Consider the following 25313-nt stretch of genomic DNA (forward strand, 5'->3'; position numbering starts at 1 on the left):
GCGCGCCCGCGACCCGCGCCCAGCCTGCGTGCGTTCCGCTCACCTATCATCGGGGGCGTGACGATCACCAACGGCCACACGGTCCCGCTCGCCCCGCCGCGGGTCCTCGCGGCGCGCGGACGACTGCGCGACGAACCGGTCGCCGGCACGAAGCGGGTCCTGCTCGCGGCCCCGCGCGGGTACTGCGCCGGTGTGGACCGTGCCGTCGTCGCGGTCGAGAAGGCGCTCGAGCAGTACGGCGAACCGGTGTACGTCCGCAAGCAGATCGTGCACAACGTCCACGTGGTGTCGACGCTCGAGCAGCGGGGCGCTGTGTTCGTCGACGACGTCGCCGAGGTCCCGCGCGGCTCCCACGTCGTCTTCAGCGCGCACGGCGTCTCACCGGCCGTGGTCGCCGGCGCGGCGGACCGCGACCTGCACGCCATCGACGCGACCTGCCCGCTCGTCACGAAGGTCCACCGCGAGGCCACGCGGTTCGCCAAGGCCGAGCGCACGATCATCCTCATCGGCCACGCTGGCCACGAAGAGGTCGAGGGCACGATGGGGCACGCACCCGACCGGACGATCCTGGTCAACGGTCCGGCGGACGTCGCCGCGCTCGAGGTCCCCGACCCGGACAACCTCGTCTGGCTGTCGCAGACCACGCTGAGCGTCGACGAGACCATGGAGACCGTCCGTCTGCTCCGCGAGAAGTTCCCCGCGATCGAGAACCCGCCGTCGGACGACATCTGCTACGCCACCCAGAACCGTCAGGTCGCGATCAAGAAGGTCGCCCCGGCCGCCGACCTGGTGATCGTGGTCGGCTCGGCGAACTCCTCGAACAGCGTCCGCCTCGTCGAGGTCGCGCTGGAGCACGGCGCACGTGCCGCCCACCGCGTGGACTACGCGTCGGAGATCCAGCAGGAGTGGCTCGACGGCGTCCGCACCGTCGGTGTCACGAGCGGCGCCTCCGTGCCGGAGGACCTCGTCGCCGAGGTCCTCGAGCAGCTCGCCGACGCCGGCTACGGCACGGTGGAAGAGGTCGTCACCGCCCACGAGGACCTGATGTTCTCGCTCCCCAAGGAACTCCGCACCGACGCGGCCGGCAACCCGACGCGCGGGCTGGGCGGGCGGAACCGATGAACGACGGACGACCGGACGGCTGGTCCGCGGTGCCCGCCCGCGAGCCGGGTCACGTCCCGGACGGGGCGGACGGCCTGGAGGCGCGGCGCACCCCCGCCACGTCGGCCGACGCTCCGGCGCCGGGTCGCGTCCACGGCCGCCCCGCACCCCAGTACGGCGAGTACGCGCCCGAGGGGTGGGTCAACCCGGTGCTCGTCGAGCAGGAGCGCCTCGAGCAGGAGGAGCGTTCGCGGGCGCTCCGGCAGCAGGCCGCGCAGGACGCCGTCCGTGACCGCCGCGGCGGCCCCGGCGCGCCCCAGCGTGGAGCGCTCACCGGGACGGCCGACAGCGGACGGGGCACCCCGACCGGCCGCGACGACGGTGCGGCCGGTACCCGTCCCGACGGTCGCCCCGCTCCGCTCGCGGCCCGGTTCGGTCGTTCACCGATCGACTTCGTGCTGACCGTTGGCTTCCTCGCCGTCGGCCTCTGGACGGTCATCGAGTCGCTGTCCGTGGGGACGACGGCCTCGACCATCCGGATGGTCGTCGAGCAGCAGTACACCGACCTGTCGAACCCCGCGGCGCTCTCGTCGGCGGTGCTCGTGCGCGCGGTGGTGCTCGTCGTGGTGTTCGCGCTCGTCGCCTGGTGGTCGGTGCGCCGGCTCCGGTCGCGGCGCTGGACGTTCTGGGTGCCGCTCGTCGGCGGGGTCGTCGCGACCGTGCTCGGCATGGTCCCGGTGCTCGTCGTGGTCTTCCAGGACCCGCAGTTCGCCGCCTACCTGCAGCGGATGACCGGGGGCTAGCCCAGCACCTGCCGGGTCCGTGCGAGCACGGCGTCGAGGTGGTCGGTCAGCGGTGCGCCCGCGTCGTCGGCGAGCCAGGCCTCGAGCGCGGTCTGGAACCACTCGACCGTGACGCCGGCGAGCACCCGGGCGGTCAGCGGGTCCTCACCGCGCTCGACGAACCCCCGTTCGACGGCGTCGCGCAGGTCGGCCTGCTTCCGGAGGTCCCGTTCGCGGAGCGCCGGTTCCGCGTCGACGACCCGGCGTGCCGAGCGCATCCGGTCGCGCTGCGGCTCGAAGCGTTCGGCGGCCAGGGTCCGGAGGCCCTCGGACACGAGCGCGAGCGGTGGTACGTGCGCGGGCGTGGAAGCGAGCAGACGGCGGGCGATCGCCGGGATCTCGTCGTCGCCGAAGAACACCTCGCGCTTGTCGCTGAAGTGCCGGAAGAACGTCCGCTTCGTCAGGCCGGCGCGGGCGACGATGTCGGGCACCGTCGTCGCGGTGAAGCCCTGCTCGTCGAAGAGCTCGAGCGCCGCGGCGCGCAGTCGTTCCCGTGTGTCGGGCGCCCATCTCGCCATGTCGCCAGCATAGGTGATGACACCGGGTGTCGTCACACGGTACCGTGAGGACACCCAGTGTCATCACTCCTGCAGAAAGGCACACCCGTGTCGCAGCACTCCGCCGCCGTCCTCCGCTCCGCTCGCTCGGCATTCGTCGTCGACTCCGTGCCCACGCCCGCGCCCCGGGCCGACGAGGTCGTGGTCCGCGTCCGGGCGGTCGCCGTGAACCCGGTCGACTGGGTCGTGCAGGGCACCGGGTCGATCACGTACCGGTGGCTGCGCTACCCGGCCGTCCTCGGATCCGACGTCGCCGGCGAGGTCGTCGCGATCGGCTCGGACGTCACCCGTTTCCGCGTCGGCGACCGCGTGTTCGGCCTGGCCGCCGGCACCGACCGCGGGCGGGACCCGATGCGCGAGGGGGCGTTCCAGCAGCACACCGCGTTGCTCGAACGCCTGACCGCCCCGACGCCCGAGGGGATCAGCGACACCGAGGCCGCGGTGCTGCCCCTGGGCGCCAGCACGGCAGCGTGCGCGCTCTTCCAGCCCGCACACCTCGGCCTGACGATGCCCGGGGCGGACGAGCCAGCCCCGACGGGCGGTCGCGGCGTGGTGGTCGTCTGGGGTGGTTCGACGAGTGTCGGCATGAACGCCGTGCAGCTGGCGCGGTCCGCTGGCTACGACGTCGTCAGCACCGCGTCACCGCGGAACGCCGACCTCGTCCGCTCGCTCGGCGCGGACGTCGTCGTGGACCACCACGGCGACCGCGCCGTGGACGAACTCGTCGCGGGCATCGCCGGGCGCCGCGTCGTCGGTGCCGTCGCGCTCGGGACGACCTCCGCCGGACCGTGCATCGAGGTGCTCCGACGGACCGGTGGCACCGTGCTCGCCCTGGCCAGCACGCCGGTGTCCCTCGACGGGCTCGCGGGACGTCGTCGGCTGTTCCCGGCGATGCTCCCGGTCTTCGGCCGCATCGGGCTCACCATGGCGGGTCTCATGACACGGGCCCGACGCCACGGGATCCGGGCCGCGTTCGTCTGGGGGAGCAGCCTGCGCGACGACGAGGTCGGCCGCCGCCTCTGGGCCGAGGTGCTGCCGGCCGGGCTCGCCGACGGCAGCCTCCGAGCGCTGCCCGAACCCCTCGTGGTCGGGTCGGGCCTGGGCGCCGTGCAGGGGGCGCTCGACCGCCAGCGCGCCGGGGTCTCCGCGCAGAAGGTCGTCGTGACGCTCTAGGCCGCCAGGAACGCCGCCACGGCACCGTGCAGCGCCGCGAGGTCCTCGACGTGCACGAGCTCACGGACCGAGTGCATCGACAGCAGCCCGACGCCGATGTCGATCGTCGGGATCCCGAGCCGGGTCGCCGCGATCGGACCGATGGTCGAGCCGCCGGGGATCGTGTTCACGTTGACGAACGGCTGCCACGGCACGCCGGCGGTCTCGCACGCGGCTGCCCAGACGGCCTCGCCCTTCGCCTCGGTCATGTACCGCTGGTTCGCGCTGATCTTCAACAGCGGACCGGCACCGGGGCGCGGACGGTTCGTCGGGTCGTGCTTCTCCGGCTGGTTCGGGTGCACCAGGTGACCGGCGTCGCTCGACAGCAGCCACGAGGCGCGGAACGCCCGGGCTGCCTCGGAGCGGGTGGCGCCGAGGCCCTCCTGCACGCGGCCGAGGACGTCCTCGAGGAACGGGCCACCGGCGCCGGACGGGGTCGAGGAGCCGATCTCCTCGTGGTCGAACGCCGCGAACACGGGGATGTGGTCGCCGTCGGCGGGGGCGTCCACGATGCCGCGGAGTCCGGCGTGCACGCTCGTCAGGTTGTCCATCCGGCCCGACGCCAGGAACTCGCGCTCGATGCCGATGCGGGCGGGGGCCTGGGTGTCGGCGAGGAAGAGGTCCCACGAGACGGCATCGTCTCCGAGGCGTGCGCGCAGCCACTCCACGACCGAGGTGCCGCCCGCGTCGCCGTCCACGCCGACGATCGGCAGCGTGTGCCGCTGGCGGTCGATCTCCTTGCCGTCGTTCACCCCGCGGTCGAGGTGGATCGCCAGGTTCGGGATCCGGGCCACGGCGTCGGTCGACACCAGGCGCACGCCGCCGTCGGCGTCCACCACGCGGCCGGCGATCCGCAGGTCGCGGTCGAACCAGGTCGACAGGAGTGCACCGCCGTAGACCTCGACGTTCAGCTGCTCCCACCCGCCCGTCCGGACGCCCGGGTTCGGTTTGATGCGGAAGCCCGGGGAGTCGGTGTGCGCGCCGAGGATGCGGAACGGCGTCGTCGGCGTCGCGCCGTCGGGCAGCCGCCAGGCGATCACCGCGCCGTCGCGGACGACGACGTAGGCGCCGGCCTCGACGGGCCAGGCGTCGAGCTCGGAGAGTTCGGTGAACCCGGCTGCGACGAGCCGGTCGCGGGCGGCCGCGGCCGCGTGGAACGCGGTCGGCGACTCGGTGACGAACTGGGCGAACTCGGAGGCGATGGCGTCGACGGTCACCCGCCCATCGTGGCATGCAGGGGAGGCGACCGGACGCAGAACGGGGCGCGTCCGTCGGACGCGCCCCGTGCCTCCAGGCTGTGGAGTGGGTCTCAGCCCTGGGTGTGACCGGCCGAGCCGAGCACCTTCGCGGCCTCGCCGACGCGGGCCGCCATGGCGGTCTCGGCGACCTTGCCCCAGGCGCGCGGGTCGTACTGCTTCTTGTTGCCGACCTCGCCGTCGATCTTCAGCACGCCCTCGTAGTTGCGGAACATCGAGTCGGCGATCGACCGGGTGAACGCGTACTGCGTGTCCGTGTCGATGTTCATCTTGATGACGCCGTTGCGCACGGCCTCGTGGATCTCGTCGTCGGTCGAGCCGGAGCCGCCGTGGAAGACGAGGTCGAGCGGGTTCTCGCCGGTGCCGTGCTTGGCGGCGACCGCTGCCTGGATCTCGCCGAGGAGTTCGGGGCGGAGCTTCACGTTGCCCGGCTTGTAGACGCCGTGCACGTTGCCGAAGGTGAGCGCGGCGATCCAGCGCCCCTTGTCGCCCAGGCCGAGTGCGTCCACGACCTTCTCGACGTCGTTCGGGGTCGTGTAGAGCGCGTCGTTCGTGCCTTCGTGCTCGACGCCGTCCTCTTCGCCGCCGACGACGCCGATCTCGACCTCGAGGATCGCGTTGATGTTCCGCGTCTTCTCGATCATCGTCTTGGCGATCTCGATGTTCTCGTCGAGCGGCACGGCCGAGCCGTCCCACATGTGCGACTGGAAGATCGGGTTGCGGCCCGCACGGACCTCTTCCTCGCTCGCGGCGATGAGCGGCAGGACGAAGCCGTCGAGGGCGTCCTTCGGGCAGTGGTCGGTGTGCAGGGCGACGGTGATGTCGTAGTTCTTGGCGACCTCGTGCGCGAACTTCGCCATCGCCAGGGCGCCGGCGGCACGGTTCTTCACGGTGTGGCCGGCGAAGTAGTCGGCGCCACCCGTGGTCACCTGGAGGATGCCGTCCGAGCCGGCCTCCTGCAGCCCCTGCAGGACCGCGTTGATGGTCTGGGACGAGGACACGTTCACGGCGGGGTACGCGAACTTGCCGGCCTTCGCTCGTTCGATCATCTCGGCGTACTGTTCCGGCGTTGCGATGGGCACGTGGATCTCCTTCGACTTCGGTGATGTCCCCGCCGATCGTAGTCAGACCCACTGGAGGCGCGGTGCGGGTTACGCGCGCCCGTTCCGCGGGGCAGTGCACATGCGTTCACGGGCGTCCGGTCCGGACGGCCGCTCGGCCGGCTGTCGGTAGGCTCAGGGTGTGACTCCGACGACTGAGACCGGCTCCTTGTTCCTGCAGCCCGACCGCAACCTCGCGCTCGAGCTGGTGCGTGCGACCGAGGCCGCCGCGATCCGGGCGCAGCCGTGGGTCGGCCGGGGTGAGAAGAACCTCGCGGACGGTGCCGCCGTCGACGCGATGCGGAAGTTCCTCGGCACGGTGAACTTCGACGGTGTGGTCGTCATCGGCGAGGGCGAGAAGGACAACGCCCCGATGCTCTACAACGGCGAGCACGTCGGTAACGGGCACGGCCCGGCCTGCGACATCGCGGTCGACCCGATCGACGGCACCTCGCTCACCGCCGCCGGTCGCCAGAACGCCATCTCCGTCATGGCCGTCTCGGACCGCGGTTCGATGTACGACCCGTCGGCCGTGTTCTACATGGACAAGATCGCCGCCGGGCCCGAGGGCCGCGGGGTCCTCGACCTCGAGAAGCCGATCGGCGACAACATCCGCGCGCTGGCGAAGGCGAAGGGCAAGGACCTCGAGGACATGGTCGTCGCTGTGCTCGACCGTCCCCGCCACGACGAACTCATCCGCGCGATCCGTGCCACGGGTGCCGGTACCCGCTTGCTGCTCGACGGTGACGTCGCCGGTGGCATCGCGGCCGCGCTGCCCGGGTCGACCATAGACATGTGCGTCGGCGTCGGTGGCACCCCCGAGGGCATCATCACGGCCTGCGCGATCAAGGCGCTCGGTGGCGTGATCCTCGGCAAGCTCCAGCCGAAGGACGACGAGGAGCGCTCGCGCGCGGTGGCGGCCGGGCACGACCTGGACAAGGTGCTCGACCAGGACGACCTGGTCACGGGCGACAATACGTTCTTCGTCGCGACGGGTGTCACCGACGGTGTGCTCGTGGACGGTGTCCGTCGTTCGCGCGGCGTGATCCACACGGACTCGCTCGTGCTCCGGTCGCGGTCGAACACGATCCGCCGCATCCAGGCGGACCACCGCGCCGAGAAGTGGTTCTGATCCGCTGACGCGCGCGGCCGGGCGCGGCCCGGCCAGCGCCGGCGCTCGTCGGCGTCCGACGTTCGTCGGCGTCCGACGCAAGTCGCACCCCTGCACGAACAACGCGCCCCGTCACCACGGGGCGCGTTGTTCGTGTGTGGGTGCAAGTCGCGCCCGGGGCCGCGGTTCGGACTGTCGGGCGGCGCCTCGCGACGCGGGACGCGGCCTGGGGACGGCGGGCCCACCGAACCACGAATCCGACGTCGAACCGGCCTGCAAGGCTGGTTCGACGTCGGATCCGTGGTTCGAAGCGGCGGGTCGGCCGCGCGCGGCGCGTGGTGCGGCGAGCGGCTCGCGCCGCGGGCGCCGGGCGCCGCGTCAGTCGGCGTCGTGCGCGTCGGAGGCGCCGACGAGCTCCGGCGCGGTGAGCAGCCGCGGCTCGTCCTCGATCGAGGCGGGGTCGGCGATGACCTTCGACTCGTCGAGCAGTGACAGCCGTCGGGCGCTCGGCAGCACCTGCCGCTCGAGCGACCCCACGAAGCGGTTGTAGTCGACGACGGACCCACGGATCGATCGCCCGAGCTTGTCGACGTGCCCGGCCATCGTCGACAGCCGACCGTAGAGCTCGCGGGAGACCCGGAACAGCTCGTGCGCCTCTTGCGAGACGACGTCCTGCTGCCACGAGAACGCCACGGTCTTGAGCACCGACCACAGCGTCACGGGGGAGGCCAGGGCGATCCGCTTCCGGAACGCGTGGTCGAGCAGCCCCGGGTCGGCGGCGAGGGCACTCGACACGAGGGACTCCGACGGGATGAACGCCACCGTCAGCTCGGGGGAGGCGTCGTACCCGGTCCAGTACTCGCGCGCGGCCAGGGCGTCGACGTGCGCACGGAGCGCCTTGACGTGCTGCGCCATCAGCTGGTCGCGCCGTGCGCCCTCGGCACCGGTGGCGGTGGCGGGGATCTCGGCGGCCTGCAGGTAGGCGGTGAACGGCACCTTCGCGTCGACCGCGATGGTCTTGCCGCCGGGCAGGTGGACGACCATGTCCGGACGCGCGACGCCGACCGAGGTCGTCACGGAGGACTGCACGTCGAAGTCGACCCGTTCGAGCAGGCCGGCGGCCTCGACCACGTTGCGGAGCTGTGTCTCGCCCCAGACGCCCCGCGTGCTGTTCGACGACAGGGCACTGGCGAGGGTGTCCGCCGTGGCACGCAGGCGTTCTTCGGACTCGGCGGCCGACCGCAGCTGCGCCGACAGCGCGCCGTACTGCTCGCTGCGGGACTGCTCGAGCTCGGCGATCTTGGCGCGCATCGTGTCGAGGGTCTGCGCCACCGGGCTGAGCGCCGAGAGCACCTTCGACTCGTTCTGCGACCGTGCGGCGTCGGCGCCGTGCATGCGCTGCACGAGGTGCTCGAGTTCGGCGGACCGACGTTCGAGGGAGTCCACCTGCCGGCGGTACTGCGCGTCCTGCGCGTCGAGCCGTTCCTCGGCGTCGTGTCGGGCGGCGTCGAGCTGGCCGCGCAGCGCCTCGGCGGTGGCGCGGGCCGAGGCGGCGTCGACGCCGGCGCGCGACCGCGCGAGCGACCAGGCGACGACCGCACCGACGGCGATGCCGATCACGAGACCGATGACCAGGGCGAGGATCTGCATGTCGTGACCCTGACAGGACCCACCGACACCGCGCCTCCAGGCCCGCTCTTGCCATGTCATGACATTAGGGCAAACAAGGTGTACAGTCGTGCTCGTCCGCCGATGAAGCCGCACGGAAGGTCCACCACGTCGCATGACGAACCGAGCTCCCCACGCCTACGACGTGATCACCATGGGTCGCGTGAGCGTCGACATCTACCCCCAGCAGACGGGCCCGCTCGAGGACGTGTCGACCTTCTCGAAGTCCGTCGGCGGCAGCGCCACGAACGTCGCGATCGCCGCAGCCCGCCACGGCGCGGACGCCGCCGTCATCACCCGCACGGGCAACGACCCGTTCGGACGCTACATCGCCCGGACGCTCCCCGAGTTCGGTGTCGCGAACGAGTTCGTCAGCACGGTCGACGGCCTCAACACCCCCGTCGCGTTCTGCGAGATCTTCCCGCCGGACGACTTCCCGCTGTACTTCTACCGGGCGCCGAAGGCACCGGACCTGATGATCACGGCGAAGTCGTTGCCGCTGCACGAGATCGAGCGCGCGCGGGTCTTCTGGACCACGGTGACCGGCCTCAGTGAAGAGCCGAGCCGGCAGGCCCACCACGTCGCGTACGAAGCGCGCAGCGCCGCGCAGAACTCCACGAAGCAGCACACCGTGCTCGACCTGGACTACCGCTCGATGTTCTGGTCGAGCCCCGAGGCCGCGACGCGCGAGGTCGCCGTCGCCCTCGAGCACGCCACCGTCGCGGTCGGGAACCGCGAGGAGTGCGAGGTCGCGGTCGGCGAGACCGATCCGGTGCGCGCCGCCGACGCCCTGCTCGAGCGCGGGGTCGAGATCGCCGTCGTCAAGCAGGGGCCGAAGGGCGTGCTCGCGAAGACCCGCGACGCGTTCGTCGAGTTCCGGCCGCACCACATCGACGTCGTGAACGGGCTCGGCTCGGGCGACGGGTTCGGTGGGGCGCTCACCCACGGCCTGCTGCAGGGCTGGGACCTCGAGCGGATCCTCGCCTTCGCGAACGCCGCCGGCGCCATCGTCGCCACGCGGTTCGAGTGCTCGACCGCGATGCCGACGAGCGACGAGATCGACGCCTTCATCGCGGCCAACCCCGCCGACGGCACCAACCACACCGAGGAGACGGTCCATGCCTGAGATCAGCACCGCGGACTTCCAGCGCCTCCGGGACATCCGCGCCAGCCAGCCCGGCCTGGTGAAGCGGACGCTCGACGCCCGCCGCAAGCGCGAGCTGCTCGCCGACGACGGCAAGCTCTTCATCGTCGCCGCCGACCACCCGGCGCGTGGCGCCCTGGCCGTGCGGGACGACCAGTCCGCGATGGCCGACCGCTACGACCTGCTCGAACGACTCGTCACGGCGCTCGGTCGGCCCGGCGTCGACGGGGTCCTCGGGACGCCGGACATCCTCGAGGACCTCGCGCTCCTCGGCGCCCTCGACGGCAAGGTCGTGGTCGGCTCGATGAACCGCGGTGGGCTGCGCGGCGCGACGTTCGAGATGGACGACCGCTACACCGCCTACTCGGCATCGGCCATCAAGGAGTCGGGACTCGACTTCGCGAAGCTGCTGGTCCGGGTCGCACTGGCCGACGCCGGCACCGCGCCGACGCTCGAGGCCACCGCGCGGGCGGTCAGCGAGGCGGCCGCGCTCGAACTGCCGATCATGCTCGAGCCCTTCATGTCCGAGTGGCGTGACGGCCGGGTCGTCAACGACCTCAGTGCCGACGCCGTCATCACGTCGATGGCGATCGCGGCGGGCCTGGGGGAGTCCAGCGCCTACAGCTGGTTGAAGATCCCCGTGGTCGACGACATGGAGCGGGTGATGGCGGCGACGACGCTGCCGACCCTGCTGCTCGGCGGCGACCCCGCGTCGCGGCCGATGGAGACGTACGCGAAGTGGGCGGACGCACTCGCGTTGCCCGGCGTCCGTGGCCTGGTCGTCGGTCGCACCCTGCTCTACCCGTCGGACGGCGACGTCGCCGCCGCCGTGGACGTGGCCGCCGGTCTCGTCCACAGCCAGGAGGCCCGGGGCGGGTTCTCCACAGATGCCCACGACCCAGCCGCTCGGCTCGCGGGCGCCACCACCATGGACTCGTCCATCCCGGAAGGAAGCAACGCATGACGCTCACCGACACGACCACCACCGTCGGGCACTGGATCGACGGCGCTCGCGTCGACTCGACGTCGGGCCGGACGGCGCCCGTGTACGACCCGGCGCTGGGCGCGGCGACGAAGCAGGTCGCCCTCGCCGACGAGTCCGAGATCCAGGCGGCGATCGCGAGTGCCAAGGCCGCGTTCCCGGCGTGGAGCAACCTGTCGCTCGCGAAGCGCCAGCAGATCCTCTTCGCCTTCCGCGAGGTCCTGAACCGCGACAAGGCCGAGCTCGCCGAGATCATCACGTCCGAGCACGGCAAGGTCATCGACGACGCGCTGGGCGAGATCGCCCGCGGGCAAGAGGTCGTCGAGCTCGCCACGAACATCCCGAGCCTGATGAAGGGCGACTTCTCCGACCAGGTCTCGACCGGCATCGACGTCTACTCGATCCGGCAGCCGCTCGGTGTCGTGGGCATCATCAGCCCGTTCAACTTCCCGGCGATGGTGCCGCTCTGGTTCCTGCCGATCGCGATCGCCGCGGGCAACACCGTCGTGCTGAAGCCGAGCGAGAAGGACCCGTCGGCCGCCATCTGGCTCGCCGAGAAGTTCAAGGAGGCCGGGCTGCCTGACGGCGTCTTCACCGTGCTGAACGGCGACAAGGCCGCTGTCGACGGGCTGCTCACGAGCCCCGACGTCGAGTCGATCTCGTTCGTCGGCTCCACCCCCATCGCGCAGTACGTCTACGAGACCGGCACGAAGCACGGCAAGCGCGTGCAGGCCCTCGGCGGCGCGAAGAACCACATGCTCGTGCTGCCCGACGCCGACCTCGACCTGGTGGCCGACAACGCGATCAACGCGGGCTTCGGGTCCGCCGGTGAGCGCTGCATGGCGATCTCGGTCGTCGTGGCGGTCGAGCCGGTCGCCGACGAGCTCATCCAGAAGATCGCCGAGCGCGCGGCGACCCTGCGCATCGGCGACGGTCGTCGTGGGTGCGACATGGGTCCGCTCGTCACGAAGCAGCACCGCGACAAGGTCGCCTCGTACATCGAGGTCGCCGAGCAGGACGGCGCAGTGGTCGTGGTGGACGGCCGCACCGTCCGACCCGACGGCGACGAGAACGGCTTCTGGCTGGGCCCGACGCTCATCGACCAGGTCCCCACCACGAGCCGCGTCTACACCGAGGAGATCTTCGGTCCGGTGCTCAGCGTCGTCCGCGTCGCCACCTACGAGGAGGGCCTCGAGCTGATCAACTCGGGTGCCTACGGCAACGGCACCGCGATCTTCACCAACGACGGCGGCGCCGCCCGTCGGTTCCAGCGTGACGTGCAGGTCGGCATGATCGGCATCAACGTGCCGATCCCCGTGCCGGTCGCGTACTACTCGTTCGGCGGTTGGAAGAACTCGCTGTTCGGCGACCACAAGGCGTACGGCGCGGACGGCGTGAGCTTCTTCACCCGCCAGAAGGCCATCACGAGCCGCTGGCTGGACCCGTCGCACGGCGGCATCAACCTCGGCTTCCCGTCGAACGGCTGAGCCGCAGCATGGCGAACGAACAGCACGACCAGTGGTTCGTCCCCGCCGGCTCCCGCCCCGAGGCGGGCTGGACCGACGTGGTGGACGGACGCATCGAGGGGTGGGCGCACACCGGTCTCCGGACCGGCAGCCTGACCGACGGGGGCGAGTTGCGCCTCCCGGCCGACGCCGTGGAGCGCATCGTCGTGCCGCTGGCAGGGTCGTTCCACGTCGCGTACCGGGGCGCCGCCGGTGACGGCGAGCAGGACCTGGAGGGGCGCGCGAGCGTCTTCGACGGACCGACCGACGTCCTGTACCTCGGCTCGGGCACTGCGGCGACGATCACCGGCACCGGCCGGTTCGCGGTCGCGGAGGCCCCCACGGACACCGTCAAGCCGACCACGTACGTGGGCCGGCAAGACGTGCCGGTCGAGCTCCGCGGCGCCGGTCAGTCGAGCCGGCAGGTGCACAACTTCGGCACCCCGGCGGCGCTCGACGCCGACAAGTTCATCGTGTGCGAGGTGATCACGCCGGCCGGCAACTGGTCGTCGTACCCGCCGCACAAGCACGACACGAACGTGCCCGGTGCGGAGTCGAACCTCGAGGAGATCTACTACTACGAGGCAGCGGTCTCCCGCGGTCTCGAGCAGATCGCTCCGGCGACGGCCGACCCGTTCGCGCTGCACCGCACGTACGCCTCGGACGACCGCGCGATCGACGAGTTCCGCCAGGTCCGCACCGGCGACGTCGCCCTGGTGCCGTACGGCTGGCACGGGCCCGCCGTCGCCGCACCCGGCTACGACATGTACTACCTCAACGTGATGGCCGGGCCCGACCCGGAGCGCGTCTGGAACATCACCGACGACCCGGCGCACGGCTGGGTCCGCCAGGCGTGGGCGTCGGAACCGATCGACCCACGACTGCCCTACGAGAAGGAGTCCTCCCGATGAGCGAGACGCGCCGGATGACCGTCGGCCAGGCACTCGTCGAGTTCCTGGCGAACCAGTGGACCGTCGACGGCCACGTCCGCGAGCGCACGATCCCGGGGATCTTCGGCATCTTCGGGCACGGCAACGTCGCCGGTCTCGGTCAGGCCATCAAGCAGCTCCACGTCGAGCAGCCGGGCCTGCTGCCGTACCACCAGGCGCGCAACGAGCAGGCGATGGTGCACGAGGCCGTCGGCTACGCGCGCATGCACCGCCGCCGGGCGACCTACGCGGCGACGGCGTCGGTCGGCCCGGGAGCCGCGAACATGCTCACCGGTGCCGCCCTCGCGACGACGAACCGGCTGCCCGCGCTGCTGCTGCCGTCGGACACGTTCGCGACGCGCGCGACCGACCCGGTGCTGCAGCAGATCGAGATGCCGCACGACACCTCCGTGCAGGTGACGGACGCGTTCCGTCCGCTGTCGCGGTTCTTCGACCGGGTCGAGCGGCCGGAGCAGCTGTTCTCCATCGCGCTCGCCGCGATGCGCGTGCTGACGGACCCGGCCGAGACGGGAGCGGTCACGATCGCCCTGCCGGAGGACGTGCAGGCCGAGGAGCTCGAGGTGCCCGTCGCGTTCCTGCAGCCCCGGGAGTGGCACATCCGTCGTCCGCTGCCCGAGCGCGGCCCGCTCGAGCGCGCGGTGGCCGCGATCCGCGCCGCCGAGCGTCCGGTGATCGTCGCCGGCGGCGGAGTCCTCTACTCGGACGCCGCCGACGAGCTCCGCGCCTTCGTCGAGGCCACCGGGATCCCGGTCGGCACCTCGCAGGCCGGTGGTGGCTCGCTCGTCTGGGACCACCCGCAGTCCCTCGGCGGCATCGGCGCGACCGGCACCGCGGCCGCGAACGCCATCGCCGCCCAGGCCGACGTCGTGATCGGCATCGGCACCCGGTACAGCGACTTCACGACGGCGTCGCGCACCGCCTTCCAGAATCCCGACGTCACGTTCGTGAACGTCAACGTCGCGCCGTTCGACGCCTACAAGCACGGCACGCAGCTGCCCGTGATCGCGGACGCCCGGGAGGCACTGGTCGCGTTGACGGCGGCGCTCGCCGCCGACACGGCGTACGTCGTGGCCCCCACCTACGCTGACGAGATCGCCTCGCTGAAGGCGGCGTGGGACGCGGCGGTCGACGGCGCGTTCGCGCCGACCGGCAACGCCCTGCCGGGTCAGCCGGAGATCATCGGCGCCGTGCAGTCGGTCTCCGACCCGCGCGACGTCGTCATCCAGGCGGCCGGCTCACTGCCCGGCGACCTGCACAAGCTCTGGCGGGTGCGCGACGAGCTCGGCTACCACGTCGAGTACGCGTTCTCGTGCATGGGCTACGAGATCGCCGGCGGCATCGGCGTGCGGCGGGGCGCCCCGGACCGCGACGCCATCGTCATGGTCGGCGACGGCTCCTACCTGATGCTCCACACCGAGCTCGTCACCGCGGTGGCCGAGGGCATCAAGATCATCGTCGTGCTCATCCAGAACCACGGGTACGCGTCGATCGGGCACCTGTCCGAGACCGTCGGCTCCGAGCGCTACGGCACCCGGTACCGCTACCTCGACGAGACGCAGTCGTTCGACAACGGCGATCCGTTGCCCGTCGACCTGGCAGCGAACGCCCGTTCGTACGGCGTCGACGTGATCGAGGTGCAGCCCGGCCCGGACAGCATCGAGGACCTCAAGGCCGCGGTGCGCCAGGCGAAGGCGAACGACCACACCACCCTCGTGCACATCAACTCGGACCCGCTCGTCTACGCCCCCGAGGGCGACGGCTGGTGGGACGTGCCGGTCGCGCAGACCTCCACGCTCGAGAGCACGCAGGCCGCCCGCGCCGAGTACGAGCAGCAGGTCGCCGCGCAGCGTCCGCTGCTCGGTTGAAACCCTCTGAGACAGAAAGCGACAGCGACGTCATGACCGACACCGCCACCCCCATCGGCAGCCCGTCCACCGACGCGGCACCGGCCTCGATCCGCATCGGCACCGCGCCCGACTCGTGGGGAGTCTGGTTCCCCGACGACCCGAAGCAGGTGCCGTGGCAGCGCTTCCTCGACGAGGCGTCCGCCGCCGGGTACGAGTGGATCGAGCTCGGCCCGTACGGGTACCTGCCGACCGACCCCGCGCAGCTGTCGGACGAGCTCGAGTCCCGCGGGCTCAAGCTCTCCGCCGGCACCGTGTTCACCGGGTTCCACAAGGGGGACGACCAGTTCCAGCGCGCGTGGGACCAGGCCGTCGCGGTCGCGGGCCTGGCGGCGAAGCTCGGCGCCGAGCACCTCGTCACGATCCCCGACCTGTGGCGCTCGGACGCCACCGAAGAGGTCCTCGAGTCCCGCACGCTGACGGACGAGCAGTGGGAGCGTCTCGGCAAGGGCCACGACCAGCTCGGCAAGGCGCTGCTCGAGGAGTACGGCGTCCACCAGCAGTTCCACACGCACGCCGACAGCCACGTCGGCACCTACAAGGAGACCGTGCGCTTCCTCGAGGTCACGAACCCCGAGTACACGAACCTCTGCCTCGACACCGGACACTTCGCGTACTACGGCGGCGACAACCTCAAGCTCATCGCGGAGCACCCGGAGCGGATCGGCTACCTGCACCTCAAGCAGGTCGACACCGACCTGCTGTTCGACGTCCTGAAGAACGACGTGCCGTTCGCCACCGCCGTCTCGCAGGGCATCATGACCGAGCCGCCGCACGGCACGCCCGCGCTCGCCCCGATCATCGAGGCCGTCGCCGCGATCAACCCGGACGTCTTCGGCATCGTCGAGCAGGACATGTACGGCTGCTCGGTCGACGCTCCCGGTCCGATTGCCGAGCGCACGTTCCAGCACATCTTCGGTTCCACGTCCGCCGCCCGCGCGTCCTGACGCAGCTGCGCGTCCACGCAGCGTCACCCACCACAGGAGAACACCATGAGCACCACTGACAACCTCCGCGTCGCCGTCGTCGGCGCGGGCGCCATGGGCAGCGACCACATCCGTCGCATCACCTCGACCATCGCCGGGGCGGACGTCGTCGCGATCGTCGACCCCGACACCGCGCGTGCCACGGCCGCCGCCGAGAAGGCGCCCGGCGCGATCACCGCGGCGTCGTTCGAGGACGCCCTCGAGCGCACCCCGATCGACGCCGTGATCGTCGCGACGCCCGGGTTCCTGCACGAGCCGGTCCTCGTGCCGGCCATCGAGCGCGGACTCGCCGTCCTGTGCGAGAAGCCGCTGACGACCTCCGCCGAGGACTCCCTGCGCATCGTCGAGCTCGAGCAGGGGACGTCCGACCGCCCGAAGATCCAGGTCGGGTTCATGCGCCGGTTCGACAAGGGCTACCAGGAGCTCCGCGCCCTGCGCGAGTCGGGGGCGAACGGCGCCCTGCTCGCGCTGCACCACGCGCACCGCAACCCGACGACCCCGCCGAACTTCAGCGAGTCGATGCTCATCCACGACTCGGTGATCCACGAGATCGACATCATCCCGTTCATCACGGGCGAGGCGATCACGAGCGTCGAGGTGAAGAAGCCGCGGAAGAACTCCCTGGCGCCGGCCGACCTGCCGGAGCCCCAGTTCGTGCTCTTCACCACCGAGTCCGGCACGATGGCGATCGTCGAGATCAACGTGAACGCCCAGTTCGGGTACCAGGTCACGACCGACGCCGTCTTCGAGTCCGGTGTCGCGTACATCGGTCGCGAGACGTCGCTCAACCTGGTGTCGCAGGGGGTCTCCGGGCAGGGCGTCACGCCGTCGTTCGTCGAGCGCTTCGGCGCCGCCTACGACGAAGAGGTCCAGCGCTGGGTCGACGCCGCGAAGCAGGGCGGGATCGACGGGCCGAGCGCCTGGGACGGCTACACGGCGTCCGTCGTCGCCGAGGTCGCGGTCCGCGCGCAGCAGTCCGGCGCGCTCGAACAGGTCACCTACGCCACGGACAAGCCGGCGTTCTACGACACCGGTTCGACCACACTCGCGACGGCCGCGGGGGCCTGATGCCGAAGATCGCCCTCGACCCCACGCCGTACCACCACGACCTGTCCCTGCTCGAGTTCCCGCAGAAGGTCGCCGACCTCGGGTACGAGTACTTGCAGCTCACGCCGCACAAGGACTTCATCCCGTTCTACCGCCACCCCAAGGCCGACGACGACCTGGTCGACGCGTTCGCCGCCGCGTGCTCCGCCGCGGGCGTGCAGGTCGCGAGCGTGCTGCCCGTGCTCCGCTGGTCCGGCCCCGACCGCGACGCCCGCGAGGCCGCGGTGCAGAAGTGGAAGCGGGTCATCGAGATCACGAAGCGCCTCGGCGTCGACACGATCAACACGGAGTTCTCCGGTCGTCCGGAGCACCCCGAGGAGTCCGAGGACGCCTTCTACCGGTCGATGGAGGAACTCCTGCCGATCATCGAGGACGCCGGGATCCGCGTGCTCATCGACCCGCACCCCGACGACTTCGTCGAGGACGGGCTCGAGGCGCTCCGCGTGATCCGAGGCCTGAACTCGAAGCACGTCGGGTTCGTCTACGTCGCGTGCCACACCTTCCACTACGGCGGGAACATGGACGAGATCATCGACGCCGCCGGTGACTCGCTGCAGTTGGTCCACGTCGCCGACGCGTACGACCACCGCCGGTCGCACGGCCTCCGGTACATCACGAACCCGCCCGGCAACCCGGTCCGCGTGCACCAGCACCTGCCGGTCGGTCAGGCGGACGTCGACTTCGACGCGTTCTGGGCCGCGCTCGACCGCGTCGGGTTCACTGCCCGCGAGGACACCGTCGCCGTGTCGAGCGTCTTCGCCGAGGACGAGAACGCCGACGAGGTCTCCCGCTTCCAGCTCGACACGATCAAGAAGGGACTCCACCGATGACCGACACCCTCGCCACACCGGCGTCCACGGACACCGACACGCGTCCGGTCACCCTGCAGGCCGCGTCGCAGACCGTGACCGCGCTCTGGAACGACTCGGCGGACCCGCGCGAACTGTCCACGGCGATCCACGAGTACGGCGCCGTCGGTGCGACCTGCAACCCGGTGATCGCGTACACGTGCATCCAACAGGACCCGGCGACGTGGGAGCCCCGGATCCGGCAGATCGCCGAGGAGCACCCGACCGCGGGGGAGTCCTGGATCGGGTGGAAGGCCGTCGAGGAACTGTCCATCGCCGCGGCAGCGCAGCTCCTGCCCGCGTTCGAGGCATCCGGCGGGCGGAACGGGCGGCTGTCGATGCAGACCGACCCGCGCCTCCACCGTGATCGCGACGCCCTCGTCGAGCAGGCGGTGCGGTTCTCGGGGCTGGCTCCGAACATCATCGTGAAGATCCCCGCGACCAAGGTCGGCATCGCCGCGATCGAGGAGGCCGCGTACCGCGGTGTCTCGATCAACGCGACCGTGTCGTTCACGGTGCCGCAGGTCGTCGCCGTGGGCGAGGCCATCGAGCGGGCCCTCGACCGTCGCGCCGCCGACGGACTGCCCGACCAGGAGTTCGGTCACGTCGTCACGCTGATGGCCGGCCGGTTCGACGACTGGCTGAAGACCGTCGTCAAGCGCGACCACGTCATGATCGACCCCGGGTACCTCGAGTGGGCCGGCGTCGCCGCGGTGAAGAACGCGTACCGGGTCTTCCAGGAGCGCGGGTTCCGCTCACGTGTGCTCGTCGCCGCCTTCCGGAACGCGCTGCAGTGGTCGGAGTTCCAGGGCGGTGACCTCGTGGTCTCGCCGCCGTTCCAGTGGTCGAAGGACATCAACGACAACGCGGTCCCGTTCCGACCGGGCGCCATCGACGACGAGGTCCCCGCACACGTCCTCGACGCGCTCCGTGCCGCGACACCGGAGTTCGCCCGCGGCTACGACGTCGACGGGATGACCATCGACGAGTTCGACCGCTTCGGGGCAACGGTCACGACGCTCCGGCAGTTCCTCGACGCGGACGCCAAGCTCGACGCCCTCGTGCGCGACATCCTCGTCCCGGCCGCATGACCAGCCTGGACACCATCGGCGTCGGGCTGATCTCGGTCGGCTGGATGGGGCGACTGCACTCGCGGGCCTACCGAGCCCTGCCCGACCACTTCCCCGAGCTCGGGGTGCAGCCCCGGCTGGTCGTCGCCGCCGACCCGATCGAAGCGGCGCGCGAGCAGGCGGTCACACGCCTCGGCTACGAGCGCGCGGTCGCGGACTACCACGAGGTCCTCGCCGATCCGGCCGTCGACGTCGTCTCGATCTGCTCGCCGAACTTCCTGCACCGCGAGATGGCCGTCGCCGCGGCCGCAGCGGGCAAGCCGTTCTGGATCGAGAAGCCGATGGGTCGGTACGCCAGCGACTCGCGGGAGATCCACGAAGCAGTGCAGCGCGCGGGCGTCATCACGAGCGTCGGGTTCAACTACCGGCACGCACCCGCCATCGAACGGGCACGCGAGCTCGTCCGGAGCGGCCGGCTCGGACGGATCACGAACGTCCGTGGATCGCTCCTCGCCGACTACTCGTCGGACCCCGCCGCACCCCTGACCTGGCGCTTCGAGCGTGAGCGTGCGGGCTCCGGGGTCCTCGGAGACCTGCTGTCGCACGGCCTCGACCTGGCGCAGTACGTGGTCGGACGGATCGCCAGCGTGAGCGCGCTCGCCGAGACCGTCATCACCGAGCGACCGCGCCCGGGCGCGGGGATCGTCGACCGGAGCGCAGCCGCCACGGGTGAGCTCGGACCGGTCGAGAACGAGGACTACGCCGCGCTGCTGTTCCGCTTCGAGGACGGCGCCGTCGGCACGATGGACTCCAGCCGGGTCATGCGCGGCCCGCACGCCGAGTACACCTTCGAGGTCTACGGCACGAAGGGGTCTGTGCGGTGGGACTTCCAGCGTCTCAACGAGCTCGAGGTGTACCTCGACGGGCAGGAAGTGGACGGGTACGCGACCCACTACGTCGCGCCGGGGGACGGCGAGTTCGCCCGGTTCCAGCCGGGTGCCGGCACGGCCATGGGCTACGACGACCTCAAGACGATCGAAGCGGCGCAGTTCGTCGCCAGCGTCCGTCGTGGTGAGCAGCTGGCGCCGTCGGTCGCGGACGGGCTGGCGGCCGCGTCGATCGTGGAAGCGGCCGAGGCCTCGCTCGCCGACGGGGCGTGGCACGACGTCGCGCGCGTCGACGGACCGCTCACCTACGCGGCGGCGACACCCGTGCTCTAGACGGTCGCCCCAGACGGACGGGAGGCGCGGTGCCAGCTGGCACCGCGCCTCCCGTCTGTCTGGTGGTCACCGTCCGATCCATGTTAGTTTGTCAGGACAAAGTCCCGAACTGCAGGAGGCACCATGCCGCTCGTCCGTATCGACCTCGCCACCGGGCGCACCCCGGAAGCCGTCCGTGCCATCGCCGATGCGATCCACACCGCCATCGTCGACGTCTACGGCATCCCCCTGCGCGACCGGTTCCAGGTCATCACCGAGCACCCCGCGCAGCAGATCATCGCCGAGGACGCCGGCCTCGGGTTCGAGCGGACCGAGGGCGTCATCGTGATCCAGGTCTTCACGCAGCGCGGCCGCACCGACGAGGCGAAGACGGCGCTCTACGCGGCGATCCACGACGCGCTGGCGGCCGTCGGTGTCGCGTCCGAGGACGTCTTCATCGGCTACGTCGAGAACGGACCGCAGGACTGGTCCTTCGGGTTCGGGCGGGCCCAGTACGTGACGGTCGAGCTCGGGGTGCCGTCGCCTGCCTGACCGTTGCGGCCGTCCGGCCTACTTGTCGACGAGCGTGACCTCGAACGAGTAGCGGTCCGGGCGGTAGCAGTGCACGCCGTACTCGACCGCACGCCCCGAGGCGTCGTACGCCGTCCGGCTCATCGTCAGCACGGGGTCGCCGTCCTCGATCTCGAGCAGGTTCGCTTCCTCGTCGGTCACGGCGCGGGCGCCGATCCGCTGCTTCGCGACGCGCATGGTGACGCCGCGGCTGCGGAGGAGCTGGTAGAGGCCGTGGGCCTGCAGGTCCTCGTCGGTGATCTCGAGGAACTCCGGGGGCAGGTAGTTCTCGAGGATGGCCATCGGCACGTCCTCGGCGAAACGCACCCGACGGATGTGCGCGACCGTGGTGCCGGGCTCGACGCCGAGCGCCTCGGCGACGACGTCCGACGCCGGCACGTCGTTGCGTTCGAGCAGCGTCGTCGCCGGCCCCTGCGAGCCCTGGGCGAGGTCGTCGTACAGGCTCGTCAGCTCGACCTTGCGGGTGACCGGGCCGTGCACGACCTGGGTCCCGATGCCCCGGCGGCGCACCAGCAGCCCCTTGTCGACGAGGTCCTGGATCGCCCGGCGGATCGTCGGGCGGGACAGCCCCAGTCGCTCACCGAGTGCGATTTCGTTCTCGAGTCGCGCCCCCGGCGGCATCGCGCCGGAGCGGATCGACTCCTCGATGCGCGAGGCGACCTGGAAGTACAGGGGCATCGGACCCGACCGGTCCAGGTCCATGAACAGGTCGGACGGCAGCTGGCCATCGTTGGTCATCGCGGTCCTTCGGGGAGTGCGGCGTGCGGCGCCGTGCGTTCGGCAACGGTGCCGAGGGAATGTCGTGACAATACCACCGGGGTCCGCGGCAATCGGGCGCGTGCGATGGGTGTCGCCCCGCCCGGATCGTCCTAGTCGGCGAAGATCATCGGGCGGTTCGACAGCCGTGGCTGCGCCGCCGAGCGGGGCTTCTCGGCCCGGACCCGCACCGGAGCGATCGTGACGCGGGTGGCCGCGCCCAGCGCCTCGACCGTGTCCGTCCCGTGGTGTCCTGCGGCGTGCACGACGATCGCGGCGCACGCCTCGGCGTCGGCCGCTGCGTCGTGGTGCTGGAAGCCCTCATACCCCGCAGCCCGCGCCGCCATCGGCAGCCGGTACGAGTCGAGCGTGTAGGTCTTCCGCGCGACCTGCAGCGAGCACATCGAGTGGTGCTCGGCGAGGGCGATGCCGGTGGCCGAGCAGCCGCCCGCGATGACGCCCATGTCGAAGCGGGCGTTGTGCGCGACGAGGACGTCCCCCTCGGCGAAGGCGACGATGTCCGGGTACTGCTGCTCCCACGACTTCGCGTGCAGGACGTCCGAGGCGACGATGCCGTGGATGCGGGTGTTCCACTCGAGGAAGGCGTCGTGCCCGAGCGGTGGTCGGATGAACCACGATGCCCGTTCGACGACCTTGCCGGCGCGGACCTTGACGAGTCCGACCGAGCAGGCGCTGGCGGGCGAGCTGTTGGCGGTCTCGAAGTCGATCGCGGTGAAGTTCAACGGCACGTTCCCGATCGTCGCACGCAGCGCCGACATCGCCGGAACCCGGGTCGGCGTTGCGCCCGCTCCTCAGCGACGGAGGACCGCGCCCGCTCCTCAGCGACGGAGGACCGCGCCCGCTCCTCAGTGACGGAGGACCGCGCCCGCTCCTCAGTGACGGCGGACCGCGCCCGCTCCTCAGTGACGGCGGACCCGGCGAGACCCCCGCTGTCGACGGGCGGTCAGGCGCCAGGTCGCGCTCCGCCGGGCCCGCTGCTCCGCCCGGTACGGCGCGAGCGTCGTGCCGACCAGCTCGAACGCGAGCGCGGAGGCATCGAGTCGCCAGCGCTTCGGCAGTCCCTCGACGTGCGCGGTGACGGCCGCCACGAAGCCCTCGGCCGTGTCCGCCGTGATCGTCGGGAACGCGACGTCGGCCGGCGGCAGGACCATCCGGAAGTCGTCCTCGACGCCGTGGTCGATCGCCTCGTCCTCCGGGTCGTAGTCGACGAGGACGTCGGCCTCGAGTTCGGCGAGTGCGTCGTGCAGGGCCTCGAGCTCGGCCGTCGGCAGGTCCTCGACCGCCGCGATCGTCTCCGCGGTGAAGTACCGCCGCTGGCCACGCGCGTCCATGCCCATCGAGTGCACACCGCGCCGGTCACGTTCGAACCACATCGAGGACCTCCATCCCTGTCGTCGCGACCACGCTCCCACGTCCCGAGCCCGCGTGTGCCCCGGACGCGGCAGTTCCCTCGCGCCGTCCGCGGTCGTACGCTGCGGTCATGGGTGAACCACGAGACCTCGACGAGCTGCTGGCCCGGTCCGAGGTCGTCGACGCAGCGCCGCACACGGCGCGACGAGCGGTCGGCCTCGGCGTCGGCTTGGTCACCATCGGTGCCGCCGTCGCCGTCGCGGTCACCACCGGTGGGTCCGCAGCGTTCGCCAGCGTCGTGGCGTCGGCCATGGCGAGCTGGGCGGACCAGTTCTGACGGTGCCGGCCTGGAGGCACGGGTCGGCCCCGCAGGGCGGCCGCCGGTAGGCTGTCCTCCCGTGGCACTCACCATCGGAATCGTCGGTCTCCCGAACGTCGGCAAGTCGACCCTGTTCAACGCCCTGACCAAGAACCAGGTCCTCGCCGCGAACTACCCGTTCGCGACGATCGAGCCGAACGTCGGTGTGGTGAACCTGCCCGACCCACGGCTGGACCAGCTCGCCGAGCTCTTCCACTCGGAGAAGACCGTGCCCGCGCCGGTGTCGTTCGTCGACATCGCCGGCATCGTGAAGGGCGCCAGCGAGGGCGAGGGCCTCGGCAATAAGTTCCTCGCGAACATCCGCGAAGCCGACGCCATCGCGCAGGTCGTCCGCGGCTTCACCGACGACGACGTCGTGCACGTCGCGAACAAGGTCTCCCCGAAGGACGACCTCGAGGTCATCAACACCGAGCTGATCCTCGCCGACCTCGAGACCATCGAGAAGGCGCTGCCCCGGTACGAGAAGACCGTGAAGCTCAAGCAGGCCGAGCCGATCGTGCTCGAGACCGCGAACGAGGCGAAGGCGGAGCTCGAGAAGGGCACGCTGCTCTCCGCGACCTCGATCGACCTGTCGCCGATCGCCGAGCTCGGGCTGCTGTCCGCCAAGCCCTTCATCTTCGTCTTCAACGTCGACGAGGCGATCCTGACCGACGAGGCCCGCAAGGCCGAGCTGGCCGCGCTCGTCGCCCCCGCCCAGGCCGTCTTCCTCGACGCCCAGGTCGAGTCGGAGCTCATCGACCTCGACCCGGAGGACGCCGCGGAGCTCCTCGAGTCCACCGGTCAGACCGAGTCCGGCCTCGACCAGCTCGCCCGCATCGGCTTCGACACCCTCGGCCTGCAGACGTACCTCACCGCCGGACCGAAGGAATCGCGGGCGTGGACGATCGGCAAGGGCTGGAAGGCGCCCCAGGCTGCCGGGGTCATCCACACCGACTTCGAGAAGGGCTTCATCAAGGCCGAGGTCATCTCGTTCCACGACCTGATGGAAGCCGGGTCCATCGCCGAGGCCCGTGCGCACGGCAAGGCCCGCATCGAGGGCAAGGACTACGTCATGCAGGATGGCGACGTGGTGGAGTTCCGCTTCAACAACTAGCCGGAGTCGTCGAGTCGAGGCGACTAGGTTGGCGCTGAGCCGCACAACCAGGAGGCCTCCATGTCGTACGTCGTCGACTTCGAGAACGTGTCCACCGTGGGGGTCGAGTCCTCGCCGGTCGCGGACGCACTCGCGGGCCTCCGAGCCAACGAGGCGCGGTACTTCAAGAACAAGTTCGACCACCGGTTCACGACGCACCCCGCAGCTGACGTCCCGGACCTGGTCGACTACGTGGCCCGGGTGCTCGATGACGAGCGGGACATCGTCGTCGCCTCGCCGCCGCTCGAGGCCACCGAGGTGCTCGTCGACGGCGTGCGGTGGACCTACGTCTTCTACGAGTCGGGTCTCGCGGTGAACGTGCTCTACACGCTCGACCCCGGTGGGAAGCGAGCGGTCGGCTTCAAGCTGTCCGACGGCATGGACGTGCCCGATGAACTCGACGCCTTCAAGTTCGCGCGGCAGAAGTCGAAGCTCGCCGGCACGATCCGCGGCTCGTACTTCGTCGTCAAGGGCGACTACTGAACCTCGTCACGTACAACATGTTTGGCGCCGCGCTCCCGATCGACAACGCTTGTCCGACC

General features: G+C 71.1%; 25 protein-coding genes. 18 read left to right on the plus strand and 7 right to left on the minus strand.

The features are described 5' to 3' along the window. Window positions 1-63: 63 nt before the first annotated feature. Both BIU96_RS11065 and BIU96_RS11070 read left to right on the plus strand, forming a co-directional pair. Complete coding sequence (locus tag BIU96_RS11065) at window positions 64-1122, plus strand: 4-hydroxy-3-methylbut-2-enyl diphosphate reductase (RefSeq protein WP_071292759.1); 1059 nt, start codon at window positions 64-66, stop codon at window positions 1120-1122. Further along, window positions 1119-1904 (plus strand): DUF6264 family protein, encoded by a 786-nt coding sequence (locus BIU96_RS11070; RefSeq protein WP_071292656.1) that lies wholly within the window; start codon window positions 1119-1121, stop codon window positions 1902-1904. Before BIU96_RS11065 ends, BIU96_RS11070 begins: the two co-directional genes overlap by 4 nt. Here the strand turns inward: BIU96_RS11070 and BIU96_RS11075 are convergent. After that, window positions 1901-2461, minus strand: a complete 561-nt coding sequence (locus BIU96_RS11075) for a TetR/AcrR family transcriptional regulator (protein WP_071292657.1) — start codon at window positions 2459-2461, stop codon at window positions 1901-1903. The two genes, BIU96_RS11070 and BIU96_RS11075, sit on opposite strands and share 4 nt — an antisense overlap. A gap of 87 nt (window positions 2462-2548) precedes the next feature. Here BIU96_RS11075 and BIU96_RS11080 point away from each other — a divergent pair, with 87 nt between their 5' ends. Next, a complete protein-coding gene (locus BIU96_RS11080; RefSeq protein ID WP_071292760.1) occupies window positions 2549-3673 on the plus strand; it encodes a zinc-binding alcohol dehydrogenase family protein in 1125 nt (374 codons plus the stop codon). Here BIU96_RS11080 and BIU96_RS11085 read toward each other — a convergent pair. Continuing rightward, window positions 3670-4929, minus strand: coding sequence for a M18 family aminopeptidase (locus BIU96_RS11085; protein WP_071292658.1), 1260 nt, complete (start codon window positions 4927-4929; stop codon window positions 3670-3672). The genes BIU96_RS11080 and BIU96_RS11085 overlap by 4 nt on opposite strands. Window positions 4930-5021: 92 nt before the next feature. After that, the gene (gene fbaA / locus BIU96_RS11090) at window positions 5022-6050 is read right to left on the minus strand and encodes a class II fructose-bisphosphate aldolase (RefSeq protein WP_071292659.1); all 1029 of its coding nucleotides are present in this window, start codon (window positions 6048-6050) and stop codon (window positions 5022-5024) included. A gap of 160 nt (window positions 6051-6210) precedes the next feature. Here fbaA and glpX point away from each other — a divergent pair, with 160 nt between their 5' ends. Continuing rightward, complete coding sequence (glpX, locus tag BIU96_RS11095; RefSeq protein ID WP_071292660.1) at window positions 6211-7200, plus strand: class II fructose-bisphosphatase; 990 nt, start codon at window positions 6211-6213, stop codon at window positions 7198-7200. 357 nt (window positions 7201-7557) lie between these two features. On the opposite strand, the gene BIU96_RS11100 is transcribed toward glpX, so the two are convergent. Beyond that, window positions 7558-8829, minus strand: a complete 1272-nt coding sequence (locus BIU96_RS11100) for a DNA recombination protein RmuC (protein ID WP_071292661.1) — start codon at window positions 8827-8829, stop codon at window positions 7558-7560. 133 nt (window positions 8830-8962) lie between these two features. Here BIU96_RS11100 and iolC point away from each other — a divergent pair, with 133 nt between their 5' ends. The 11 genes from iolC to BIU96_RS11155 all read left to right on the plus strand — a co-directional run bounded on the left by iolC (window position 8963) and on the right by BIU96_RS11155 (window position 21094). After that, window positions 8963-9973 (plus strand): 5-dehydro-2-deoxygluconokinase, encoded by a 1011-nt coding sequence (gene iolC, locus BIU96_RS11105; protein ID WP_071292662.1) that lies wholly within the window; start codon window positions 8963-8965, stop codon window positions 9971-9973. Continuing rightward, window positions 9966-10955: a class I fructose-bisphosphate aldolase gene (locus BIU96_RS11110; RefSeq protein ID WP_071292663.1), complete on the plus strand. Its 990-nt coding sequence runs from the start codon at window positions 9966-9968 to the stop codon at window positions 10953-10955. The genes iolC and BIU96_RS11110 overlap by 8 nt, the downstream gene beginning before the upstream one ends. Beyond that, the gene (locus tag BIU96_RS11115) at window positions 10952-12460 is read left to right on the plus strand and encodes a CoA-acylating methylmalonate-semialdehyde dehydrogenase (protein WP_071292664.1); all 1509 of its coding nucleotides are present in this window, start codon (window positions 10952-10954) and stop codon (window positions 12458-12460) included. The genes BIU96_RS11110 and BIU96_RS11115 overlap by 4 nt, the downstream gene beginning before the upstream one ends. Window positions 12461-12468: 8 nt before the next feature. Then, a complete protein-coding gene (iolB, locus tag BIU96_RS11120; protein WP_071292665.1) occupies window positions 12469-13389 on the plus strand; it encodes a 5-deoxy-glucuronate isomerase in 921 nt (306 codons plus the stop codon). Further along, window positions 13386-15293, plus strand: a complete 1908-nt coding sequence (iolD, locus tag BIU96_RS11125) for a 3D-(3,5/4)-trihydroxycyclohexane-1,2-dione acylhydrolase (decyclizing) (RefSeq protein WP_071292666.1) — start codon at window positions 13386-13388, stop codon at window positions 15291-15293. Before iolB ends, iolD begins: the two co-directional genes overlap by 4 nt. A gap of 32 nt (window positions 15294-15325) precedes the next feature. Further along, window positions 15326-16279: a sugar phosphate isomerase/epimerase gene (locus BIU96_RS11130; RefSeq protein ID WP_071292667.1), complete on the plus strand. Its 954-nt coding sequence runs from the start codon at window positions 15326-15328 to the stop codon at window positions 16277-16279. Between the two features lie 45 nt (window positions 16280-16324). Continuing rightward, complete coding sequence (locus tag BIU96_RS11135) at window positions 16325-17386, plus strand: Gfo/Idh/MocA family protein (RefSeq protein WP_071292668.1); 1062 nt, start codon at window positions 16325-16327, stop codon at window positions 17384-17386. Then, entirely contained in the window at window positions 17386-18255 is an 870-nt protein-coding gene (locus BIU96_RS11140) for a sugar phosphate isomerase/epimerase family protein (RefSeq protein WP_071292669.1), read from the plus strand. The genes BIU96_RS11135 and BIU96_RS11140 overlap by 1 nt, the downstream gene beginning before the upstream one ends. Beyond that, window positions 18252-19364 carry a transaldolase family protein gene (locus BIU96_RS11145; RefSeq protein ID WP_071292670.1) on the plus strand — a complete coding sequence of 371 codons (1113 nt, stop codon included), beginning with the start codon at window positions 18252-18254 and terminating at the stop codon, window positions 19362-19364. Before BIU96_RS11140 ends, BIU96_RS11145 begins: the two co-directional genes overlap by 4 nt. Then, the gene (locus BIU96_RS11150; protein ID WP_071292671.1) at window positions 19361-20563 is read left to right on the plus strand and encodes a Gfo/Idh/MocA family protein; all 1203 of its coding nucleotides are present in this window, start codon (window positions 19361-19363) and stop codon (window positions 20561-20563) included. The genes BIU96_RS11145 and BIU96_RS11150 overlap by 4 nt, the downstream gene beginning before the upstream one ends. A gap of 123 nt (window positions 20564-20686) precedes the next feature. Next, window positions 20687-21094: a tautomerase family protein gene (locus BIU96_RS11155; RefSeq protein ID WP_071292672.1), complete on the plus strand. Its 408-nt coding sequence runs from the start codon at window positions 20687-20689 to the stop codon at window positions 21092-21094. An 18-nt stretch (window positions 21095-21112) separates the two neighbouring features. Here the strand turns inward: BIU96_RS11155 and BIU96_RS11160 are convergent, their stop codons facing one another. The 3 genes from BIU96_RS11160 to BIU96_RS11170 all read right to left on the minus strand — a co-directional run bounded on the left by BIU96_RS11160 (window position 21113) and on the right by BIU96_RS11170 (window position 23283). Beyond that, window positions 21113-21871, minus strand: a complete 759-nt coding sequence (locus tag BIU96_RS11160) for a GntR family transcriptional regulator (protein WP_071292673.1) — start codon at window positions 21869-21871, stop codon at window positions 21113-21115. A 131-nt stretch (window positions 21872-22002) separates the two neighbouring features. Next, window positions 22003-22638 (minus strand): exonuclease domain-containing protein, encoded by a 636-nt coding sequence (locus tag BIU96_RS11165; RefSeq protein WP_139199967.1) that lies wholly within the window; start codon window positions 22636-22638, stop codon window positions 22003-22005. A gap of 171 nt (window positions 22639-22809) precedes the next feature. Further along, complete coding sequence (locus BIU96_RS11170) at window positions 22810-23283, minus strand: hypothetical protein (protein ID WP_071292675.1); 474 nt, start codon at window positions 23281-23283, stop codon at window positions 22810-22812. Between the two features lie 107 nt (window positions 23284-23390). Between BIU96_RS11170 and BIU96_RS11175 the strand changes: the two genes are divergently transcribed. The 3 genes from BIU96_RS11175 to BIU96_RS11185 all read left to right on the plus strand — a co-directional run bounded on the left by BIU96_RS11175 (window position 23391) and on the right by BIU96_RS11185 (window position 25254). Beyond that, window positions 23391-23597, plus strand: a complete 207-nt coding sequence (locus BIU96_RS11175; RefSeq protein ID WP_071292676.1) for a hypothetical protein — start codon at window positions 23391-23393, stop codon at window positions 23595-23597. A gap of 61 nt (window positions 23598-23658) precedes the next feature. Beyond that, window positions 23659-24732, plus strand: coding sequence for a redox-regulated ATPase YchF (ychF, locus tag BIU96_RS11180; protein ID WP_071292677.1), 1074 nt, complete (start codon window positions 23659-23661; stop codon window positions 24730-24732). 60 nt (window positions 24733-24792) lie between these two features. After that, window positions 24793-25254, plus strand: a complete 462-nt coding sequence (locus BIU96_RS11185; RefSeq protein ID WP_071292678.1) for a phage tail protein — start codon at window positions 24793-24795, stop codon at window positions 25252-25254. Window positions 25255-25313: the final 59 nt, after the last annotated feature.

Source organism: Curtobacterium sp. MCBA15_008 (assembly GCF_001865065.1).
GTDB lineage: Bacteria > Actinomycetota > Actinomycetes > Actinomycetales > Microbacteriaceae > Curtobacterium.

Excerpts from the sequence above, each read along its gene's own strand:
- BIU96_RS11100 (WP_071292661.1), bottom strand. The coding sequence starts at position 8,829 with ATGCAGATCCTCGCCCTGGTCATCGGTCTCGTGATCGGCATCGCCGTC.
- BIU96_RS11130 (WP_071292667.1), top strand. The coding sequence starts at position 15,326 with ATGACCGACACCGCCACCCCCATCGGCAGCCCGTCCACCGACGCGGCA.
- BIU96_RS11155 (WP_071292672.1), top strand. The coding sequence starts at position 20,687 with ATGCCGCTCGTCCGTATCGACCTCGCCACCGGGCGCACCCCGGAAGCC.
- BIU96_RS11150 (WP_071292671.1), top strand. The coding sequence starts at position 19,361 with ATGACCAGCCTGGACACCATCGGCGTCGGGCTGATCTCGGTCGGCTGG.
- BIU96_RS11110 (WP_071292663.1), top strand. The coding sequence starts at position 9,966 with ATGCCTGAGATCAGCACCGCGGACTTCCAGCGCCTCCGGGACATCCGC.
- BIU96_RS11070 (WP_071292656.1), top strand. The coding sequence starts at position 1,119 with ATGAACGACGGACGACCGGACGGCTGGTCCGCGGTGCCCGCCCGCGAG.
- BIU96_RS11135 (WP_071292668.1), top strand. The coding sequence starts at position 16,325 with ATGAGCACCACTGACAACCTCCGCGTCGCCGTCGTCGGCGCGGGCGCC.
- BIU96_RS11185 (WP_071292678.1), top strand. The coding sequence starts at position 24,793 with ATGTCGTACGTCGTCGACTTCGAGAACGTGTCCACCGTGGGGGTCGAG.
- BIU96_RS11160 (WP_071292673.1), bottom strand. The coding sequence starts at position 21,871 with ATGACCAACGATGGCCAGCTGCCGTCCGACCTGTTCATGGACCTGGAC.
- BIU96_RS11115 (WP_071292664.1), top strand. The coding sequence starts at position 10,952 with ATGACGCTCACCGACACGACCACCACCGTCGGGCACTGGATCGACGGC.
- BIU96_RS11145 (WP_071292670.1), top strand. The coding sequence starts at position 18,252 with ATGACCGACACCCTCGCCACACCGGCGTCCACGGACACCGACACGCGT.
- BIU96_RS11170 (WP_071292675.1), bottom strand. The coding sequence starts at position 23,283 with ATGTGGTTCGAACGTGACCGGCGCGGTGTGCACTCGATGGGCATGGAC.
- BIU96_RS11075 (WP_071292657.1), bottom strand. The coding sequence starts at position 2,461 with ATGGCGAGATGGGCGCCCGACACACGGGAACGACTGCGCGCCGCGGCG.
- iolC (WP_071292662.1), top strand. The coding sequence starts at position 8,963 with ATGACGAACCGAGCTCCCCACGCCTACGACGTGATCACCATGGGTCGC.
- iolB (WP_071292665.1), top strand. The coding sequence starts at position 12,469 with ATGGCGAACGAACAGCACGACCAGTGGTTCGTCCCCGCCGGCTCCCGC.
- iolD (WP_071292666.1), top strand. The coding sequence starts at position 13,386 with ATGAGCGAGACGCGCCGGATGACCGTCGGCCAGGCACTCGTCGAGTTC.
- BIU96_RS11175 (WP_071292676.1), top strand. The coding sequence starts at position 23,391 with ATGGGTGAACCACGAGACCTCGACGAGCTGCTGGCCCGGTCCGAGGTC.
- BIU96_RS11140 (WP_071292669.1), top strand. The coding sequence starts at position 17,386 with ATGCCGAAGATCGCCCTCGACCCCACGCCGTACCACCACGACCTGTCC.